The following is a 19,570-nucleotide window of genomic DNA, read 5'->3' on the forward strand; positions in this document are numbered from 1 at the left end:
ATTGTAAAATGATATTGCATATTTATACACATCGATGATATATTTTTTATTGTTCAATAAATTAATTTAACTAACGTGAATTAAGCAAAAGTGGGAGAGAGACAAAATGGGAGTACAGAAACTACAAACAGTAGTCGGATTTAAAAAAGAAAAAGAGTATACAGCGAAGCAATATATGAAGTTTTGGTTACCTTCATTACTTGGGGTTTTGCTATTTTTAGTGCCTATTTCCATTAATGATAAGGTAACGATTGGACTAGGGGTGTTAGCCGATGCGCTGCAGGGGGCCATCGCTGATTATATTCCCTTCATGATGACGATTATTCTTTGTCTATCAGCTATTGGTAGTTTGGTTGTTAAATTTTATAAACCACAGGCTGTGATGAAGAGTCCATTTTTAAACAGTTTATTTAGCCTTACACCTTTTTGGTTAGTCCTTCGAATCATGGGTGCGGTATTTGCAATTTTTACCTTGAATCAAGTAGGACCTGAATTTATATGGTCGAAATTTACCGGTGGGGTTGTACTGTATGATTTAATTCCCGTATTGATGGTCTGGTTCTTATTTGCTTGTTTATTTATGCCGCTTTTGCTTCAGTTTGGGTTGATGGATTTTATCGGAACGTTGGTACGAAAAGTCATGTATCCTTTATTTAAACTTCCTGGCCGTTCCTCTGTTGATGCCTTAGCCTCCTGGATGGGAAGCGGTACCGTAGGTGTCTTATTAACGACGCAACAATATGAATCAGGGTACTATACGAAACGAGAAGCAGCTGTTGTGGCAACCAACTTTTCCATTGCCTCGATTGCTTTCAGTCTTGTCATTGCTAAATTTTTGAAGATTGATCATATGTTTGTACAATTTTACTTTACCGTGATCGTAACAGGGATTATTGCAGCGATTATCTGTCCGAGAATCCCTCCACTGTCATTAAAAAAGGATACGTATTATGAGCCTGTTGGAAAGCAAATTGATGAAGTTGTTCCAAAAGGAGTATCAAGTTTCCGTTGGGGAGTCGAACAAGCGGTTGAAAAGGCTAGTCAAGTTAAGAGTTACCGCAGCGTGGTCAAAAGTGGAATTCTAAATGTCGTTGATATTTGGTTTGCCTGCCTTAATTCCATTGGTGATGGCGTTAGGGACGATGGCTCTTGTCCTGGCCGAATATACCCCGATCTTTAAATACTTGTCTTATCCTTTTGTCCCGTTCTTACAGTTATTGCAAATTCCTGAGGCACAAGCGGCTGCTCCAGCTATGATTGTCGGCTTTGCTGATATGTTTCTGCCTGCTGTTATTGGGAGTGGGATCGAGTCGGAGCTTACACGTTTTGTGATTGGTGTCATGTCTTTAACCCAGTTAATTTATATGTCTGAAATTGGAATTCTTCTATTGAAATCGAAAATTCCTCTTACCTTTTTGCAATTATTTATCATCTTTTTACAACGAACCATCATTACACTGCCGATCGCTGCTGCCATGGCACACTTTTTATTCTTCTAAAAATTCATTTGAATCGTAATAAAGTTCTAGTTTAATATGGGAGAAAGCATTGGTTTGTACCAATGCTTTCTATTTATTTTTCTGAAACGAAAGGTGAATGATAACGTGAATATCGATTCTTTTATTTCTAAACATAGTAAAGAAGCACTTAAGAATGATCCACCGGGTGAATGGATGCCAACGATACCAGATGGGTGCATCCGTCTAAGTTCTGGCTACCCAGCACCCCATCTTATGCCCGTTGAAGAGATCAAGGCCGCAGTAGCCAGCCTGCTTGAAGAAGAGAAGGATCTACCGTTGCATTATTTAGGGAGTCCTAAAAAGAAAAAACTGGATGAGCTGATCCAAGAAAGGTTGACCCAACGTGGTATACAGGTTTCAGAAGAAGAGCTGTTAATCACTTCAGGTGCATGCCAGGCGATTGATCTCATTGCTCGCATTCTCATCGACGATCAGACCCTGGTTGCCATCGAAGCACCCACCTATATGGAAGCGATAGAGATTTTTCAAAACTACACCCATCATTTTATTAGCATTCCAGTGGATGAGTATGGACTCCAAACGGATCTCTTCGAAGACTTATTAGAAGAACGGAAACGAAAAGGACTCAGCCTTCCCCGTTTTTTATATACAATTCCCACGTTTCAAAATCCAACAGGCACAACAATGACGGAAGAGCGACGGAAGCATGTACTGGAGTTAGCGGTCCAATACAACTTCCTTATTTTAGAGGATGATGCCTATGGGGAATTATACTTTAACAAGCAGTCCACTCCATTAAAAGCCATGGATCCGGATGGCCGTGTTCTCCATGTGGGCTCATTATCTAAAGTTGTAGCCCCTGGAATGCGAATTGGATGGACCGTGGCAGCACCTGAATTTATTACGGCTATGGCTTGGTTTAAAAAGGATCTGGGCCATCCCTTTGCTCAGGCCACGATGACTGCCTATCTAGAGAGAACGGATATGAAAGAGCGATTAGAAACCTTAAGAACCACCTATCAGGCCAAATGCTCCGTCTTACTTTCGGCACTGGAAGAATACGTGCCGAAATCGGTTTCCTGGTATATTCCAGAGGGCGGCTATTTTGTTTGGCTCAAAGTGGCAGCCGATACATCTGAGTTATTAGCTCAAGCAACAGAAGAAGGAGTATCCTTTATTCCTGGAAAATATTTCTTCTTAAATCAAGAAGAAGGAACGGGCTATTTACGACTCTCATTCAGCTATGCTGATGAAAAGGATATCGTCGAAGGAATTAAAATCCTTGGTAAAGTTCTTCGAGAGGTAGAATAAAATGAAAAGCCCTACCCAAGACCCTTTCTTGGACAGGGCTTTTTCTCCTTTTTTTCCATTTACAAAGTAATGTGACTACACTCAATTGGAAAATAACCAACAATATAAAGAAAATAATTTACTTTTGCATAATGTCACCTTATACTAAACTGTATACAGGATCCTGTATACAGAAAGTGCGGAAAGGGGGGACTGGTCGTGCTCACGAAGTTACAACAAACAGAAACACTGTCAGATCGCGCTTACCGTGAGTTGAAGAGAGCAATTATCCAAGGGGAATTCCTTCCAGGAGACCCTTTGCCCGAGGAATCGGTTGCGTCCATGCTGGGAATTAGCCGCACACCTCTACGTAAAGCCATTACTAGATTGGCTTATGATGGATTGATTGTACTAGAAACGGGGAAAAAGGCGAGAGTTGCCGAATATAGCCTGGTAGATTTGGATCATTTTCTGCAGCTGCGCCAACTGCTCGAGCCCTTTAATGCCCAACAGATTGCTTCTTATATTACCGACGAAGAGTTGGACGAGCTCGAACAATTGATCCAAGTGCAGAAAGAGGCCATCGAGCAACATGATATGTATCAATTCATCGAGAGCGACAGTCAGTTTCATATTATGCTAGCGGAGATCAACCACAACCATAAATTAAAGGAATTTATTGAACAACTCAACACGAGTTTCTATCGGAACTACTTGATCCTTTCTGGCACGCTAGAAGAGTACGCAGCCATTGCTTTCTCAGAACATCTGCCTATTATTGAGGCGCTTCGTCATCGCCAACCTGAGCAAGCAGGGGAAGCGATGAAAACCCATATACAGAATATCGAAGCAAGACTAAAAACAGTTGCCCAGGAGGAATAGTATGAAAAAGTTAACGTCATTTGTCATTGCATCTGCTCTTTTGCTTGTTACCGCTTGTGGGGGGGGCACAAGCCAAGGCCAGCCTGCAGCATCAGATTCCAATTCAAGCGCAGCAGCACCAGCCGCGGCGAAATCAGGGGAATTTAATCTTCGTATTGCCCACTTGGTTCCGGAGAATCATTCGAGTCATATTGCTTTAGAAAAGTTTAAAGAAACCGTTGAAACCAAAACCGAAGGAAGGGTAAAAGTCACGCTGTATCCTAACGGGTCTTTATTCCCATCGGACCGTGAGGCTATTGAAGCGGTTCAGCTTGGAAACGTAGAAATGACTTTACCGGCCTTAGCCCCGATTTCCGGATTCAACAAAAAATTCATGGTTTTTGACTTGCCTTTCCTATTCAAGAGTGAGCAGGCTGCCCGAAATGCTTTAGATGGAGAACTAGGTTCGACTTTGCTTAAGGATTTAGAAGGAAACGGTTTTAAAGGACTCGTTTTCGCGGAAAACGGTTTCCGTCACATGTCCAATAATGTTAAGCCCATCCAAAGTCCTGAGGATTTAAAAGGGATTAAATTCCGTACCTTGGAAAGTCCGGTCCATACCGCGACATTTAATGCCTTTGGAGCGAATGCCTCTCCTTTCGCGTTCGGGGAATTATACACGGCATTGCAACAAAAGGTATATGATGCGATGGAATGTCCAATCTCTCTTTACTACACCAACAAATTCTATGAAGTACAGAAATATTTGACCTTAAGCGGTCACGTGTACATGTCTACGATTTTATTATCCAATTTGGACTTCTATAACAGCTTGCCTGCTGACGTTCAACAGGTCATCGAAGAAGCCAGCGTAGAGTTCCGTGATTATCAGCGCCAGGTATGTGAAGAGCAAAACGGAAAGTTTTTAGCCGACTTGAAGGCCAGCGGTATGGAAGTAAACGAATTGACATCTGAGCAAAAGGATGCTTTTGTTGCTGCTTCTAAGCCGGTCTATGAGAAGTTCGCTTCTGAGATTGGACAAGATCTGATTGATCTCGCATTAAAGTCAAACGAATAATGGCCAGAGGGATTCCGCTAGGGCGGAATCCCTTTATCATACATGATGGTAGAGGGGAGGACACTTGTGTCTATTCGTAAATTGCTAGATGAAAAATTGGAAGAGGGCTTCCTCGTCTTTACTATGGTCCTGATGGTAATCCTGATCTTTTCTCAAGTCATCAGCCGCTACATTATAGGATCTTCGTTAAGTTGGTCCGAGGAGCTTGCCCGTTACATCCATATATGGCAGGTGTGGATTGGTGCGAGTTATGCCGTCCGCAAAAGTGCCCATATCAAAGTCGAGGCATTCAAGAAAATATTCAACGAAAAAATCCAAAAGATCATCGATCTTTTTGCGTTGTTGGCTTGGTTTGGTCTGTCTTTATTTCTCGCGATACAGGGAACACAGATGGTTATGAAGATGCTCGAGCGGGGCCAAACCTCACCCGCGATGGAAATCCCCATGTGGATTCTTTTCTCCGCCATTCCTCTCGGTGGACTATTAATGTCCATTCGACTCATTCAGCAAGTCATCTGGTTATTTCAAGGCCCTAAATCCTCTCCAGATGTGACGGATTCAAAAAGCGCTTAAGACAGCAGAAAGGAGGATTATACGTGACGATTGCAACATTGTTTGGAAGTCTGTTTTTGTTCATTTTACTCAATGTTCCTATAGCCATAGCGTTAGGCCTATCCGCACTTCTGACGATTGCGTTCACCACAGACTTGACGGTCAGCATTATTACGCAAAAAGCGTTTACGGCCCTTGATTCCTTCCCGCTTATGGCGATTCCGTTTTTCATGCTCGCTGGAATCTTAATGGGGAAAGGCGGCGTTTCGAAAAGATTGCTGGATCTAGCCACCGTTCTCGTCGGTTGGATGGTCGGAGGCCTTGCCATGGTCACTGTTGTGGCTTGTATGTTTTTTGCGGCCATTTCGGGATCTGGGCCAGCTACGGTAGCGGCTATTGGATCCTTCATGGTCCCAGCTATGAAAGAAAAGCAATATGGAGCCGGTTTTGCAGCCGCCTTAACCGCCACGGCGGGTTCAATTGGCGTCATTATCCCTCCGAGTATTCCTTTTGTCTTGTATGGAGTCATCGGAAGTGTATCGGTTGGAAGCATGTTTTTAGCGGGTGTCCTTCCTGGTTTGCTCATCAGCTTCGGTTTAATGGTTATCTCGTATATCATTTCGAAAAAGAATAACTATGCTCCGGTTACGACGGAAAGAGTAACCTTTGGCAGGGTACTACGTGCCGTGAATGAAGCCAAGTGGGCCTTGCTGATTCCCGTCATTATTCTGGGGGGGATCTACGGGGGAATTTTTTCTCCTACGGAAGCGGCTGTCGTTGCCGTTGTCTACGCAGCCCTCATCGGAGTGTTTGTACATCGAGAGCTGGGATGGAAGGAAGTCTATGATAGTTTAGTAGAAGCGGTTCTGATCAATGTTTCGACCATGATTATTATTGGTCTCTCAATCTCCTTTGCTTACATTATGACACTGGAGCAAATTCCAAATGCCATCGGCCAATATATTACATCTCTATCGGATAACAAACTGGTTATTCTTCTCGCGATCAATGTCTTTCTTTTAATCGTAGGGATGTTTATTGATACCATCTCTGCTTTGGTCGTCTTAACGCCGATCTTGCTGCCCGTTGTGACCCAAGTGGGAGTCGATCCCATTCACTTCGGTGTGATTCTCGTGGCCAATCTGGCGATTGGGTTTATTACACCACCGCTAGGTGTCAATTTATTTGTGGCTTCAAGCGTAAGTAAAGTTCCCCTTGAACGAATAACTGTAGCCGTCATTCCATTTTTGATCATGATGCTGATAACCCTGTTTGTCATCACGTATGTCCCAACACTATCGACATGGTTACCATCGCTATTTAAGTAAAGGTACAGAAATGGAGGATTAGGATGAAGTCGCTTATTAACAAAAAGGTAAAAAAGCTTGCCGTGCCGGGCATCCGGCAATTTTCCAATATGGTCTCTCAATTTCCCGATGCCATCAACTTAACAATTGGGCAACCGGATTTTCCCACCCCCGAGCATATCAAGCAGGCCGGCATACGGGCAGTTGAAAATAATAAGACGGGATACACCCATAACGCTGGGCTGATCGAATTAAGATCAGCCGTTAGTGAATTTGTTCAGACCAAATATGATCTTTCTTATGATCCGGAGAAGGAAATTATTATTACGAATGGGGCAAGCGAAGCCCTTGATATCGCTTTTAGAACCATCTTAGAAGAGGGCTGTGAAGTGATTCTTCCAGTCCCGATCTATCCAGGGTATGAACCTTTAATTGAGCTTTGCGGTGCGGTGCCTGTTTATGTGGATACAACCCACACGGGATTTCAGGTAACAGCGGATGCCATTGCGGAAAAAATAACGGAACGCACGCGTTGTATTGTGCTCCCTTATCCCTCCAATCCATTAGGAACCGTAACGGACGCGGAGAAATTGATTGAACTGGCCAATCTCTTAAAAGATAAGAAGATCTTTGTTCTCTCGGATGAAATCTACAGTGAGCTGGTGTACCAAGGTCAGCATATCTCGATTGCGTCTCTACCGGGGATGCGGGAAAAAACCATCGTGATTAATGGGGTGTCGAAGTCCCATTCGATGACGGGCTGGAGAGTGGGATTCACCTGTGCCCCGGCTTACTTAAGTGAGGAAATGCTGAAAGTGCATTTATATAGTACGATATCGGTTTGCACCATCAGCCAGTTCGCCGCACTCGAGGCACTGACTTATGGACTTCATGATCCACAGGAAATGAAAAAAGAGTATCAAAAAAGAAGAGATTATACCCACGATCGACTCACCCGCATGGGCTTAGATGCGATTCTTCCCAACGGAGCCTTTTATCTTTTCGCTTCTATAAAAAAGATGGGCATGGGATCTTTCGATTTCGCCATCGGGTTGCTAGAAGAAGAACGAGTCGCGGTGGTGCCTGGAAGCACATTTTCCGTCTATGGGGAAGGCTATATCCGCATTTCTTATGCCAGTTCGCTAGACGTCCTCGAAGAGGGAATGGACCGCTTGGAGCGTTATATTAAAAAATTAAGGGAGAGCAAGAGCCATGTTAGTGTGTAAAGAAGAAGTATTGTCGATTACGAAACAGTTAGTTGAGGTAGGCAGTGTCGTCAATACGGAAGGCGAGGCCGCGATGGCCCGGCATATTTATAACACGATATCACAATGGGCCTATTTTAAGGAAAATCCCGATTCGCTTGTTTTAGAACAAACCTTGAACGATGAACAGGTCCGCTATAATGTGATCGCACGCGTCGAAGGAACCAAAGCACGAAGTCCTCGGACCTTGATCCTGATGGGGCACTTAGACACGGTGGGCATTGAAGATTATAACCAGCTCCAACCGCTCGCCTGCAGGCCAGATGCCCTAAGGGAAGAAATGAGAAAGGAAGACGTATCACCCCTGATCCGCAACCACTTAGAATCAGGGGAGTGGATGTTCGGGCGAGGAACGCTTGACATGAAGAGCGGGGTTGCCAGCCATATGTATTTGTTAAAATACTATTCTGAGAATCCTGAACTCTTAGCCGGCAACTTAGTATTGGTATCTGAATGTGATGAAGAAGACAGCTCCCACGGCATTCTTTCCGCCCTCAAAACCTTGATTGCCTGGAAGAAGGAATATGGACTTGATTATGTCGGCGCGATTAACTCCGATTTTGTCTCTCCCCGATACGAGGGGGACGACAATCGTTATATTTATCGGGGAACCGTCGGGAAATTGCTTCCATCCTTTTTCATCACCGGAGCGGAAACCCATGTCGGCTCTTGCTTTGAAGGGTTAGATCCCAATTTCATTGCCGCCTATCTAACCAAGCAAATCAACTATAATCCAGAACTATGTGATGAAGCACTCGGGGAAACGACCGTCCCACCCGTATCCTTAAAACAAACCGATTTGAAGCCTAGCTATACGGTACAAACAGCTTTATCGGCTTACGTCTACTATAACTTCTTTGTCCATTCCTGGACACCCAAGGATGTTCTTGTAAAATTAAAACAGCAAGCAGAATTGGCTTTTAGTAAAGCCTTACAAGATTATAAAAATCACTATCAAGCCTATTGCAGCCTGGGCGGCGAAGCCTACCAGGAACCGGGTTGGCAGCCAAGAGTCCTTACATATGAGGAGATGGATCAGCAGCTTCAAGAACTTTATGGTGAAGCTTATACGAGTAGTATGCGTGAATTAAAGGAACGTTTACTAAAAGATCCAAGCCTAGACACCCGCATGTTTTCCGCACGAGTAGTAGAGGAAGCATGGAAGTGGATGAAGGATCGCAGCCCAGCCATCATTTTGTTTTACTCCTCCTTGTACTCTCCAAGGATTGAATTATCAGGGAAAAATGAGAAAGAACGCGCGCTGATCGACGGGTTGGATCAGGCATTGGAAGAAATCCAGCCGCACTATCCACATCCTATGACCATTCGCAACTTCTTCCCTTATATTTCCGATATGAGCTTTGTGGCCTTAAGTGACGACGAACAAGCCATTGACGCCATGATTCAAAACACACCCTGCTGGGGGAAAAAGCTCAAGGTTGAATTTGACGATATCCGTGCCTTGCAGGTTCCCGTTGTTAATATCGGACCTTATGGCTGGGATGCTCATAAAAAGTATGAAAGAGTTGAGATGGAATATTCCTTCCACATCGTTCCAAACCTAACCAACTCCGTGATTCAGTACATACTAGGGAACTAGCAACATGAAAAGATCCGGTTGCTAAATTTTAAAAGCTGTTATCCTTCATATTAAAGGATAACAGCTTTTTCTTTTACTGGCGTCATACTATGTTCTTGTTTTCGATAGACCAGCGCGAGCAGCATGGAGGGGAGGGAACAGGCGATCATGCCGATAAAGGCATACCGAGGCTCGATTTCGTATAAATAACCTCCGAAAATCGTGAACGCGGCTGTGCTCCAGCTAAGAGCAAGGGCTGAATAAATGCCTTGTGCTTTCGCAACCTGCGCATGGGGAACGTGATCGACCAGGTATTTCATAAAGGCATAATGCCCCATAGCAAAAGAGCATGCATGCAAGGTTTGCGCGATACAGAAAACTATCATATTCGGAAAGGCAAAGATTAAGATCCAACGCAAGGAAGAGCCAAGTGCGGCGAGTGCCAGCAAGGATCCTACGGAAAAGTGTTGGAATTTCGTATCGGCGATGGAGAAAAACAGGATTTCCGCGATCACGGCAATGTTAATAATCACACCAATTAAATATTTGGGCGCCTGAATGTCCTGTAAAAACAGGTAACCATAATTGTAATAAGAGGCATGTGCGGCTTGAAGTAAGATCACGATGACCAGGACTAAAGGGAAATGTTTAATCGTAAATAATCTCAGCAGGCTCTCTTTTTGTACTCGGTCTGCTTGCTGCGGCTTCGAAGGAAATTGCTTGAAGATGCCAAGTTCTTACGTGAACTGGCAAAATTTCTAAGTGTAAAGGCCACCAAGATGTCTGCAAAATATTCACAAAGTCTTGCCTTTCCCCTTGAAAACAGGCTGGCTGACTTTATCCTGCAAACGGAAGATAAAGGGGTTTACAAGGAGAAACGTGTAACCGTTTGTGATTATTTAGGCGTATCCTATCGTCATCTCTTGCATGTGCTGACCCAATTTTGCGATAAAGGTTACATGGAGAAGGTAGGGCGAAACTTTCAAATTAAACAGTACGAATCTTTAAGTGAACTTGCTGGGATGTTGAAGAGTAAGTAAGCTTCTACTCTGGTGTTGTCCAACTTATGAACATCTCCTTTGTCTGCGGTTTAGTTTTCGAGAAATGAAGTGATTTGGGCCTACTTTTAGAAGTGCAATCTAAACTTCGGCTTAGAGCCTTACATTTCAAGCTGATTTTTTAAGTAATTCGCTTTTATTTTTCGTCTATACCCTTTTTTGGCCTCGAACACGCTCGCTCGTGGGCGGATGCTCACAAAATTTTTGATTTGCTCACGGCAAAGTGGCGTTTGCTTACGAGTTGGTATCGTTTGTTCACGTACCTGTAACCATTCCAGCTAATCTCGGAGGTTTGGTCACGAGACTCGGTGAGTTGCTCCTGAACCCGTAATGAATACAATTAAGATGGAGTCACTTGCTTTACTTTTTCTCGGGAAGCGATCGGGCATCCCGGACAATGCCGGGGATTGTTATAAAAAATCCACTGTATTCAAGTATGAAAAAATATAGAAGATTACAAGTATCACAGGGGGGTTAGACTATGGAAAAGCTTGAGTTTTTAGCCATTGCAAAAGCGAAGCGTGAGAATTGGTTGACCACAATGACGGACGAAGAAAGAATGGTTATGGGCAAGCATTTGGAGTATGTTCAGCGAATGTTCTCCGAAGGAAATGTTGTTTTAGCTGGCCCTTGTTTAGACGGTGCTTACGGGATCGTTATTTACCAAGCCGAATCACCAGAAGCCGCACAAGAAATGTTTCTAAATGACCCTGCTGTTCAGTCAGGCATCTTGGATATGGAATTGCATCCTTTTAAAGGTATTGGAAGGTCGGTAATTGTTTTTATCAAAATTAACGAGACTAATCCCTCCCAATTCAGGAATTATTGGGAGAGGGGTTGGTTCAAATAACTCTTTTTATGTAAGCTATTTGTCAAGCTGCTTGGATGAACAGAGTTGCATTAAATTACGATTTGGGAGTGAAATAAAAAACAGGATATTGACTAACATAACTGTATACATTAAAATTACAGTATTCTTTAAAAGGAAGAAAAAACGGACAAATTGATGACGAACGGATTGCTTAGAGAATTTTTCATTTTGATTTAGCGATCCCAAGATCATTAACTCTAGCTGATGTTTATTGTGCATAAATTGTAATAAAAAATGTTGCAGATTAGTTGAAGATCAGTACGGTGGATCGAGGTGAGTGGGATCTGACTTAGGGCATTGTGTTGAAACTGTAATAAAAATTATTATATTTCACGATAAAAATCGGCGTATGCTCCACTGAGAAAAAATAGATAGGGGTGATGAAATGTTGGTGTATTTATTCCTTTTAGCGTGTCTTTTGATGATAGTTTATCCGAGATATGTTCCTGTTTTGGGTGTAGAATGCATGGATGGGGAGAAAAAGACACCCGGTGATGTCGAGGTCATAGATCTAAGAGATTATAATCAAGCAGACCAACCAACTTTACAAGGGAATATTCATTTACCCTATGCTTATTTAAAAAGACATTACGGTCAAATTAAAAAGAAGAAGGTTGTTGTAGTTGTTGCCGATCAGCTATCGCTAAACCTCAGCGTTCGATTCCTGAGACGAAAAGGCTTCCGTGTTGTAGGCTATTATATGGTGAAGAAGAGTCCCAATAAAGATCTTCACTGTAAAATCAACCATTCGCCCTGTCATTTCTAAATCTTGTCCTAGACAGAGAAGTTAAAAGCAGACGGAGATGATGGCCTATTCACGCTAGGAAATGCTCGGCATCATCCCAATGTCTGGACAAGAGTTAGGTTTGGGACCGGCTATGGGTGCTGATATCCATAATTAGGCTCATAGTAGGAAAGATTAAATAAAGGTGGGCTGTAAGAAGCCATTTGAGGAGGAATAATTATGCCACAAGTAGCAATGAATAAGGAAGAAATTCTTAATGCGTTTCGATTCAGACATGCGACCAAGGAGTTTGACCCCACGAAAACCATCCCAGAGGAGGACTTCCGTGTGATCTTGGAGGCCGCGCGACTTTCCCCAAGCTCTTGCGGCTATGAGCCTTGGAAATTCCTCGTGATTCAAAATCGTGAACTGAGAGAAAAGTTAAGAGGCGTTTCCTGGGGAGCACAGGGTCAATTGCCAACGGCAAGCCATTTCGTCATCATACTAGCTAGAACGATAAAAGATACAAAGTTTGATTCGGACTATGTAAGAAATCAAATGATTAACGTACATGGTTTTCCACCAGAAGTATTCGAACAGATCATTGGTAGGTACCAAACTTTTCAGGAAGAAGATCTTAAACTCCTGGAAAATGACCGAACCATGTTGGATTGGGCCGGAAAACAAACCTACATTGCCTTGGCAAATATGATGACAACAGCCGCCATGCTAGGTATTGATTCTTGTCCGATTGAAGGGTTTAATATGGAACAAGTTCAACAAATTCTCAAAGAAGAGAACTTGCTAGAGGATGACCACCTCGCGGTGTCCGTGATGGTGGCATTCGGATACCGTGCCCATGAACCGAAAAGGCAGAAATCAAGAAGAGATGTAAAGGATATCGTGCAGTGGATTGAATAAGATACAGGCGCTTCGATCGTTGGATGGAGGCTTCTGTCTCATGAATGAAATGGATCGTTTGGTATTAGAAATGCTGGAAAACTAAAGCCTATGGGAGCAGCTCTTTGCTGCTCTTTTTTTTCGCTGATACCAGAGCACCCGCATGATATAATTGTATGATAATTAGATCGTATCGGAACAGAGGGAAAAAAATGAAGCAGGAACAACGAGAACAAGCCTATCGTCACTTACAGTACGAAAACGACAAGTTACGCAGAGAAATCCAGCGGTTAAAAACGCGCCTCGCTATCTATGAGCCTGTGGACCAAAAGGACTTGTGGGCGACTCCGGCCGAAGTGGTTCAGGAGGAGTCCCAGTCCGCCTATCAAACTTTGAAAGAAAAAATCGCTTTATTCCGCCGCTTATTTCAGGGAAGAACAGATGTATTTGCAAAAAGGTGGGAAAGCAAGGAAAAGGCCGGATATATTTTCGCCTGTGCAAATGATGGAGTGCGTCCCTTATGTCGCAAGCCACGGGTAAAGTGCCGTGAGTGTAAGCATCGTGAGTATTTGCCCTTAACGGATGAGGTGATTTGGGATCACCTAGATAAAAACACGGAAACCACGATCGGCATCTACCCCCTTTCGCATGATGAGAGCTGTATGTTCCTGGCCATTGACTTTGATAAAAAAAGCTGGCAAGACGATGTGCTTGTCGCAAAGTATGCCAGCAAAATGAAATTCCGGCTGCTGTGGAACGGTCACGATCAGGAAATGGGGCGCATGTTTGGATCTTTTTTGAAGAGCCCATTCCTGCTTCCTTGGCACGGAATATGGGCAGTAGTCTGCTAACGATGACCATGGAACGAAGACATCAGCTCGGATTGGATTCGTATGACCGTCTTTTTCCCAATCAGGATACCATGCCAAGAGGTGGTTTGGGAAACCTGATTGCGCTGTCGTTGCAGGGAAGGGCCCGACAACACGGGAATGCCGTGTTTGTAGATGAACGCTTGGAGCCCTATCCTGACCAATGGATGTTTCTGTCTACGCTAAGAAAAATGAAGCAAACGGAAGTCGAGAATTTTGTCCGTGCTGCAGCCATAAAGGGAAGCTTCCTTGGGGTTCAAGAGGCGGAGAAGGAGGAAGCAGAGGATCGGTCTTGGCAGCCACCTATTCAAGGGAAGACGGAAAAGCGCTTGGAATTTCCCCGTCATTTGGCGTTGCCGAGAGGTTGTATGGAAGAGCTTGTTCGGACGCTAGAGGATTATGGGATTGAAGTCGAGGTTCGGGATGAGAGGAACAAGGGAGAAGCTCTTGAGGTGAAGTTTCAGGGGGAGCTTTACGAAGCTCAAAAGACCGCCGCCCAAGCTCTTCTCGCTCAGGAAACCGGTGTGTTGTCTGCTACGACGGCTTTCGGCAAAACGGTCGTGGCAGCCTGGATGTTGGCTGCCCGAGGGGTCAATACTTTGATATTAGTGCATCGGAAGCAGTTAATGGAACAGTGGAAGGAACGTTTGTCTCATTTTCTCAGCCTCCCGGCAAAGAACATCGGACAAATCGGAGGAGGGAAAAGCAAACGAACGGGAAAGATTGATATCGCCCTGATGCAAAGCATCAACCGGAAAGGAACCATCCAGGGGTTCGTGTCGGAGTACGGGCATGTGATCGTCGATGAATGTCATCATTTGGGCGCCTACTCCTTTGAGCAGATCATGAATCAAGTAAAAGCACGCTATGTGCTTGGTTTAACGGCCACCCCCATTCGCAAGGATGGACATCATCCCATTATCATGATGCAGTGCGGCCCCGTTCGTTACAAAGCGGAAGGAAAAAACCAAGCGTAGATCCGCCCATTCGAGCATCTTCTTGTGCCGCGCTATACCCGCTTTCACCATGGGGAAAGCTCATCAATCCAAGACATCTATGCCGCTTTAATTAATGACGAACAGCGAAATGACCTCATCTTTGATGATGTGCTCCTGGCTTTGGAGCAGAAGAGATTTCCCATTTTATTAACTGAGCGAACCGCGCATGTCGACTATTTTGCAGTAAGGCTCAAACCGTTTGCCAAGAATGTCCTTGTGCTGCGCGGAGGTATGGGAAAAAAGCAGTTGGATCAGGTCTTGAAACAACTAAAGGAACTCCCGGACGATGCGGAACGCGTGATTATTGCCACGGGGCGCTTTATTGGAGAAGGCTTTGATGACCCTCGGCTGGGGATACGCTGTTTCTGGCCATGCCGATCTCGTGGAAAGGAACACTGCAGCAATATGTCGGCCGGCTTCATCGCCTGCATCCCGATAAAAGGGTTGTGAAGGTCTACGATTATGTGGACCGACAGGTTCCGATGCTTCAGCGCATGTATGAGAAAAGGATGAAAGGCTACGAAAATATGGGGTATCGAATAGTTAAAGAGGAGAAAATTTGGATTCAGGAAAAGCTAGATTTATAGAAAGGTTGATAAGGGATGAAAGATCCAAAGATCATCGAGAAATAAGAGCAATTACTGCAGCTTGTGCAAGCGTTCTGCCGTGAACACCTGGATGAGGAATGTGAACATTTAGCAGTGAAATTGGTGGAAAAGCTGAGTCGCAAAAGGAATGTGCCTTTCCAGACAGGAAAGCTGGAGGTATGGGCTGCAGGCGTTATTCACGCACTTGGTACGATTAATTTTATGTTTGAAAAGAACGCACAGCCTTCCATCAGTGTTCACGATATTACGGGCTTCTTTGGAACCGTACAGAACACAACGAGTCAAGAGTCAAAAAACATTCGCGACATGCTGAAGCTGGACTATTATGATGAGAATTTTTCTACCCAAAGAATTCAGGAAGCGAATCCGTTTAAAGGGAGGCCCTCCCTCAAAGGTTTTTCTATTCCAAAGCATCTATTTAAACCGTAGCTGGTTTTTATATTAAGGTCTCTTTGAGAAGGTGATCAATCTGAATATTAGCGGGAAATGTATTGATCTTCGACCACTGCACCTGAATGATGTTTCTTCATTATTGGAACTGCGTGTACGGAATAAAAAGTTTCTTGAACCTTATGAATCCAAGCAAAGGGAATCGCATTTTACTGCTGAGGTTCAAACCGAGATGATCGAACAAGCGATGAGAAATTGGGAGCAAAATTTGGGTTATAGTTTTGGTATTTTCTTAAAAGAAAAGGATGCTCTAATCGGAAGGGTTAATTTAAGTAATGTGGTTCGTGGGGCGTGGCAAAGCTGTACGATCGGCTATTTTTTGGATGAGGATTTCAATGGAAGAGGGATTATGACAGAAGCTGTGGGATTAAGTGTAGATTTTGCTTTTACGAAAATTGATTTACATCGTGTCCAAGCAGGAGTGATGCCACGGAATCTGCCATCCATTAGAGTGTTAGAAAAAGTAGGTTTTCGTTTCGAGGGATTAGCGAAATATTATTTGAATATCAATGGCAACTGGGAAGACCATAACATCTATAGTATAACGAAAGAGTTTTGGAGTTAGGTGTATACCCCCACCCGGGTATTTACAAAGACAATATCATAAAAAAATCCACTGCTCGTAAACATGTAAGATAATGCAAGGATCAATAGATGAAAATTCTCCACCTATTGATCAAAAAAGAATAGGATTTTGTTTTGTAGGTGGAGAAAGTCCAACTATTAGCTCTGTAAGCCAAATTTACAAGCTATAATGATGCTATAGTTGTCGATTTCATATTGTGGCAGAAAAAAAGCTCGGCTTACCTCAAAGCAGTCGAAATACTTTTACATTTTTAAAAAATAAAGAAATTATCACTTCTTCTCTTTCATCAACAATGAAAGCGATGGTAGAGTTCCGAAATTTTGCTGTCCATGATTACCAAGAAATTAATCTATTGATTTTAAGAAAAATTCTCGATCAACATTTAGTGGACGTTACTCAATTTACCGAAACGATCCTTGAGGCTTAGCTCTACTCGACCTCATTTCGATAAAAAAACCTATCCATTATCTCAATGTGATAGGTTTTTTGTCCTTCTTGGGTTTCCACCAACGAGCTCTCCCTCTGCTAGCTTCGTGGATACCTTCTCAGGTGAGGGAGGTCCTGTTGGCCTTAAAATAATTTATTCATACCGCAATACCCAAGCCAACATGTATAGGAACTCATAGGATAAAAATGGGACCATTCCTGAGGACTTACTAAAGGAGAAAAAGGGATGACAAAGTATCAAGTCGTTTGGAGAGGCGGTATTTCCTATGAGGTTGGAGGAGGGATTGCTTGCGGTGAATACATTCTGGCCCTAGATCGACTAGGTGTTGATATTAAAGTAGAAGATACCTTTCCGCATCATCTTCCAGAGGACGATAAAGCGAGAAGCTTAAGGTTTAGACAGTTAATTAATAAGCCCTACACAACTGGTAAACCCCGAATATTAGTTTACCACTATCCTCCATATGACATTGACATAAGGAAAGAGAAGAAGAGGTTTAAACACATTCTCTTGAACACGGTATGGGAAACTACTAGAATTCCTGTTCAGTGGTTTCCACTAATTAATCAATTCGATGGAGTGTGTGTCCCGTCTCAGCATAATATTACTGCCCTACAGGAGAGCGGGGTGAACGTACCACTGTTCCTCGTACCACATGGAGCGGATACTCAATTTTTTCGGCCAGATAATGAAAATCTTCCGTTAGACGTGGCCGAAGGCAAGTTCGTATTTGTATCGGTGTTCGACTTTCAGCATCGTAAGAACCCAGAAGCGCTGCTAAGAGCTTATTGGGAAGAATTTAGCGCAGACGAAGATGTACTACTCCTGATCAAGACCCACTATAGGGGAACTAATCACGGGGGACGCTGGATTCGCGAGAGTATTTATAGATATAAAAGAAAACTGGGGATCGTTGGACATACGGCTCCGCTTGTTCTAATCACGGATACTCTAGACAGGAGAAAGCTCAGTGGTGTTTATACTCGGGGTAATGCCTTTGTTCTACCCACTAGAGGAGAAGGAGCAGGACTGCCTTTCATTGAAGCATTATCCAGCGGGATTCCGGTCATTTCTACCGGGTGGGGAGGGCAAATGGACTTTCTTAATGAAGGGAATTCCTTCCTCGTAGATTACAAGCTGGAACATCCTGCGGCCCGCATGTACCATGCGATATCCCCAGACTACCGTATCTTATTCAGCCAGCCAGGGCAATTATGGGCTGAAGTGGATCTAGCTAGCTTGAGAAAGCAAATGAGACTCGCATACCAATCTCCATTGCTTTGTAAACAAAAAGGGAAACAGGGAAGAAAAGATATGAAGACTCTCACTTGGGATCGTGGGGCATTGGCCATAAATCGAGCCGTACAAAATGTATTGCTAAAAGGGGGATTCTATCGATGAGTAATGTCAAGATAGATGTCTTAATTCCTGCCATCGATAAAGATTTAACAGTACTCCCACAAGTTATCGATGGGATTAGGAAAAACGTTTTGCATCCAATAGGAGACATTTATATTGTTTCGCCAAATAGTCCAAGAATCAAGGAGATGTGCAAGCAAAAAGACTGTCACTTCGTTTTAGAGGATACCATTCTTCCTGTTAACAAAAACAATCTCTATGGTGCAGGATGGATGTTGCAGCAATTACTAAAACTAAGCTGTGATAAAATTTGTTCTAATGACCACTTCCTGATTGTTGATGCAGATACGATTTTTATTGCACCCCATGTATTTATGTATGGAGAAAAAACGGTCTTTTACTGTGCGGATTTTTATTGGGATTGTAAACCTATATTTGATCATTTTAAAAGATTAACCCGGTTAAAACCTGTCGCCCACCGCTCCTTAATTAATCACTCCATGTTTTTTAGTAGAACTTATCTTTCTGAACTGAAGAACTGGATTGAGTCCATTCATGCAAAACCTTGGTATCAAGCTATTATAGACACGATTGATAATAAAGCCTATGTTCCTTTTTCCGAATATGAAACCTACGGAAATTTTATGCTGATCAAACATCCTGAGAACGTTTTTCTTGCGAGAAGCAAGAATCTTGATCGTAGAATTAAAGATTTTCAAGAATTCGGTACTTATGATCTGGATGAACTAGCTAAGCGTTATAACTCGATCTCTTTTCATAGCCGACCTGGCGGTCAGTAAGGAATAAGTCGCTACAAAACAAAACGCTCTTTGTTACCCCTTAAATAGGGAGCAAAGAGCATTTTGTTTTATTGTTACTCATCACAACATATGCAAAATGTTTTTTGTATGGTTAGAGTACCTGTACAATAATCTGCAACTTGTTCAAGAATGGCTTCCTGGGTTTGGGTTATTGTCACGGTAGGAAATTCAGTCTGGGTCACAGTGACTGGCGGTTGCGTTACTGTCACGGTAGGAAATTCAGTTTGAGTCACCGTGATTGGCTTGGTTTGCGTCACCGTGACCGTCGGTGAGGTTGTCACTGTCACGGTTATGGGTGGCCTTTCATGGCACCTTATGGAAACGGATCTTACATCTTCTTGTTGGACCGCAAAAGACCTCCCCGAAGGGATGCGAGGATACGACTTTTCATTAACTATAAGCTCCATTTCACAATAAGTTTCAGAGGTATTAGTGACTGTGATTAAAGTCTTGTTATGATTCTCC

The 19,570-nt window shown here is 43.3% G+C and carries 19 protein-coding genes and 4 pseudogenes; 21 read left to right on the plus strand and 2 right to left on the minus strand.

The genetic code is table 11. From position 1 onward, the window contains the following. Window positions 1–106 precede the first annotated feature (106 nt). The 8 genes and pseudogenes from EIZ58_RS12855 (at window position 107) to EIZ58_RS12890 (ending at window position 9,434) form a co-directional block, all read left to right on the plus strand. A pseudogene (locus EIZ58_RS12855) lies at window positions 107–1,499 on the plus strand (YjiH family protein). 105 nt (window positions 1,500–1,604) lie between these two features. Then, a complete protein-coding gene (locus EIZ58_RS12860; RefSeq protein WP_205672197.1) occupies window positions 1,605–2,792 on the plus strand; it encodes an aminotransferase-like domain-containing protein in 1,188 nt (395 codons plus the stop codon). Window positions 2,793–2,990: 198 nt separating this feature from the next. Then, window positions 2,991–3,653, plus strand: coding sequence for a GntR family transcriptional regulator (locus EIZ58_RS12865; RefSeq protein WP_134701210.1), 663 nt, complete (start codon window positions 2,991–2,993; stop codon window positions 3,651–3,653). 1 nt (window position 3,654) lies between these two features. Beyond that, window positions 3,655–4,710, plus strand: a complete 1,056-nt coding sequence (locus tag EIZ58_RS12870) for a TRAP transporter substrate-binding protein (RefSeq protein ID WP_134701211.1) — start codon at window positions 3,655–3,657, stop codon at window positions 4,708–4,710. Between the two features lie 66 nt (window positions 4,711–4,776). Next, a complete protein-coding gene (locus EIZ58_RS12875; RefSeq protein ID WP_134701212.1) occupies window positions 4,777–5,283 on the plus strand; it encodes a TRAP transporter small permease in 507 nt (168 codons plus the stop codon). A 23-nt stretch (window positions 5,284–5,306) separates the two neighbouring features. After that, entirely contained in the window at window positions 5,307–6,590 is a 1,284-nt protein-coding gene (locus EIZ58_RS12880) for a TRAP transporter large permease (protein WP_134701213.1), read from the plus strand. A gap of 23 nt (window positions 6,591–6,613) precedes the next feature. After that, a complete protein-coding gene (locus EIZ58_RS12885; RefSeq protein ID WP_134701214.1) occupies window positions 6,614–7,795 on the plus strand; it encodes an aminotransferase A in 1,182 nt (393 codons plus the stop codon). Further along, window positions 7,782–9,434, plus strand: a complete 1,653-nt coding sequence (locus EIZ58_RS12890; protein ID WP_134701215.1) for a M20/M25/M40 family metallo-hydrolase — start codon at window positions 7,782–7,784, stop codon at window positions 9,432–9,434. The genes EIZ58_RS12885 and EIZ58_RS12890 overlap by 14 nt, the downstream gene beginning before the upstream one ends. Before the next feature lie 50 nt (window positions 9,435–9,484). Here EIZ58_RS12890 and EIZ58_RS12895 read toward each other — a convergent pair. After that, window positions 9,485–10,123: pseudogene (locus EIZ58_RS12895) on the minus strand (MFS transporter); the annotation flags it as partial. On the opposite strand from EIZ58_RS12895, the pseudogene EIZ58_RS12900 reads away from it, so the two are divergent. The 13 genes and pseudogenes from EIZ58_RS12900 to EIZ58_RS12945 all read left to right on the plus strand — a co-directional run. Beyond that, window positions 10,121–10,453: pseudogene (locus EIZ58_RS12900) on the plus strand (transcriptional regulator YeiL); the annotation flags it as partial. The pseudogenes EIZ58_RS12895 and EIZ58_RS12900 overlap by 3 nt on opposite strands. Window positions 10,454–10,952: 499 nt before the next feature. Further along, window positions 10,953–11,321 carry a YciI family protein gene (locus EIZ58_RS12905; protein ID WP_134701216.1) on the plus strand — a complete coding sequence of 123 codons (369 nt, stop codon included), beginning with the start codon at window positions 10,953–10,955 and terminating at the stop codon, window positions 11,319–11,321. 442 nt (window positions 11,322–11,763) lie between these two features. Further along, the gene (locus tag EIZ58_RS12910; protein ID WP_167577665.1) at window positions 11,764–12,108 is read left to right on the plus strand and encodes a sulfurtransferase; all 345 of its coding nucleotides are present in this window, start codon (window positions 11,764–11,766) and stop codon (window positions 12,106–12,108) included. Between the two features lie 198 nt (window positions 12,109–12,306). Continuing rightward, window positions 12,307–12,987 (plus strand): NAD(P)H-dependent oxidoreductase, encoded by a 681-nt coding sequence (locus tag EIZ58_RS12915; RefSeq protein WP_370297685.1) that lies wholly within the window; start codon window positions 12,307–12,309, stop codon window positions 12,985–12,987. 191 nt (window positions 12,988–13,178) lie between these two features. Then, a pseudogene (locus tag EIZ58_RS34405) lies at window positions 13,179–13,993 on the plus strand (TOTE conflict system archaeo-eukaryotic primase domain-containing protein); the annotation flags it as partial. 210 nt (window positions 13,994–14,203) lie between these two features. Beyond that, entirely contained in the window at window positions 14,204–14,812 is a 609-nt protein-coding gene (locus EIZ58_RS35320; protein WP_483296328.1) for a DEAD/DEAH box helicase family protein, read from the plus strand. Window positions 14,813–14,836: 24 nt separating this feature from the next. After that, window positions 14,837–15,283 (plus strand): hypothetical protein, encoded by a 447-nt coding sequence (locus EIZ58_RS34415; RefSeq protein ID WP_240689069.1) that lies wholly within the window; start codon window positions 14,837–14,839, stop codon window positions 15,281–15,283. Continuing rightward, window positions 15,280–15,420 (plus strand): hypothetical protein, encoded by a 141-nt coding sequence (locus EIZ58_RS34420; RefSeq protein WP_240689070.1) that lies wholly within the window; start codon window positions 15,280–15,282, stop codon window positions 15,418–15,420. Before EIZ58_RS34415 ends, EIZ58_RS34420 begins: the two co-directional genes overlap by 4 nt. A gap of 63 nt (window positions 15,421–15,483) precedes the next feature. Continuing rightward, window positions 15,484–15,870 (plus strand): DUF6398 domain-containing protein, encoded by a 387-nt coding sequence (locus tag EIZ58_RS12925; RefSeq protein ID WP_240689071.1) that lies wholly within the window; start codon window positions 15,484–15,486, stop codon window positions 15,868–15,870. Between the two features lie 31 nt (window positions 15,871–15,901). Beyond that, window positions 15,902–16,456, plus strand: coding sequence for a GNAT family N-acetyltransferase (locus tag EIZ58_RS12930; RefSeq protein WP_240689072.1), 555 nt, complete (start codon window positions 15,902–15,904; stop codon window positions 16,454–16,456). A gap of 217 nt (window positions 16,457–16,673) precedes the next feature. Further along, window positions 16,674–16,904, plus strand: coding sequence for a type VII toxin-antitoxin system HepT family RNase toxin (gene hepT, locus EIZ58_RS12935; RefSeq protein ID WP_240689073.1), 231 nt, complete (start codon window positions 16,674–16,676; stop codon window positions 16,902–16,904). A gap of 246 nt (window positions 16,905–17,150) precedes the next feature. Continuing rightward, window positions 17,151–18,326: a glycosyltransferase gene (locus tag EIZ58_RS12940; protein WP_134701219.1), complete on the plus strand. Its 1,176-nt coding sequence runs from the start codon at window positions 17,151–17,153 to the stop codon at window positions 18,324–18,326. Continuing rightward, a complete protein-coding gene (locus tag EIZ58_RS12945; RefSeq protein WP_134701220.1) occupies window positions 18,323–19,084 on the plus strand; it encodes a DUF6492 family protein in 762 nt (253 codons plus the stop codon). Before EIZ58_RS12940 ends, EIZ58_RS12945 begins: the two co-directional genes overlap by 4 nt. A 74-nt stretch (window positions 19,085–19,158) precedes the next feature. Here EIZ58_RS12945 and EIZ58_RS33315 read toward each other — a convergent pair whose 3' ends face one another. Next, window positions 19,159–19,386 (minus strand): hypothetical protein, encoded by a 228-nt coding sequence (locus tag EIZ58_RS33315; RefSeq protein ID WP_167577666.1) that lies wholly within the window; start codon window positions 19,384–19,386, stop codon window positions 19,159–19,161. Window positions 19,387–19,570 lie beyond the last annotated feature (184 nt).

Source organism: Ammoniphilus sp. YIM 78166 (genome assembly GCF_004522215.1).
Lineage (GTDB): Bacteria > Bacillota > Bacilli > Aneurinibacillales > RAOX-1 > YIM-78166.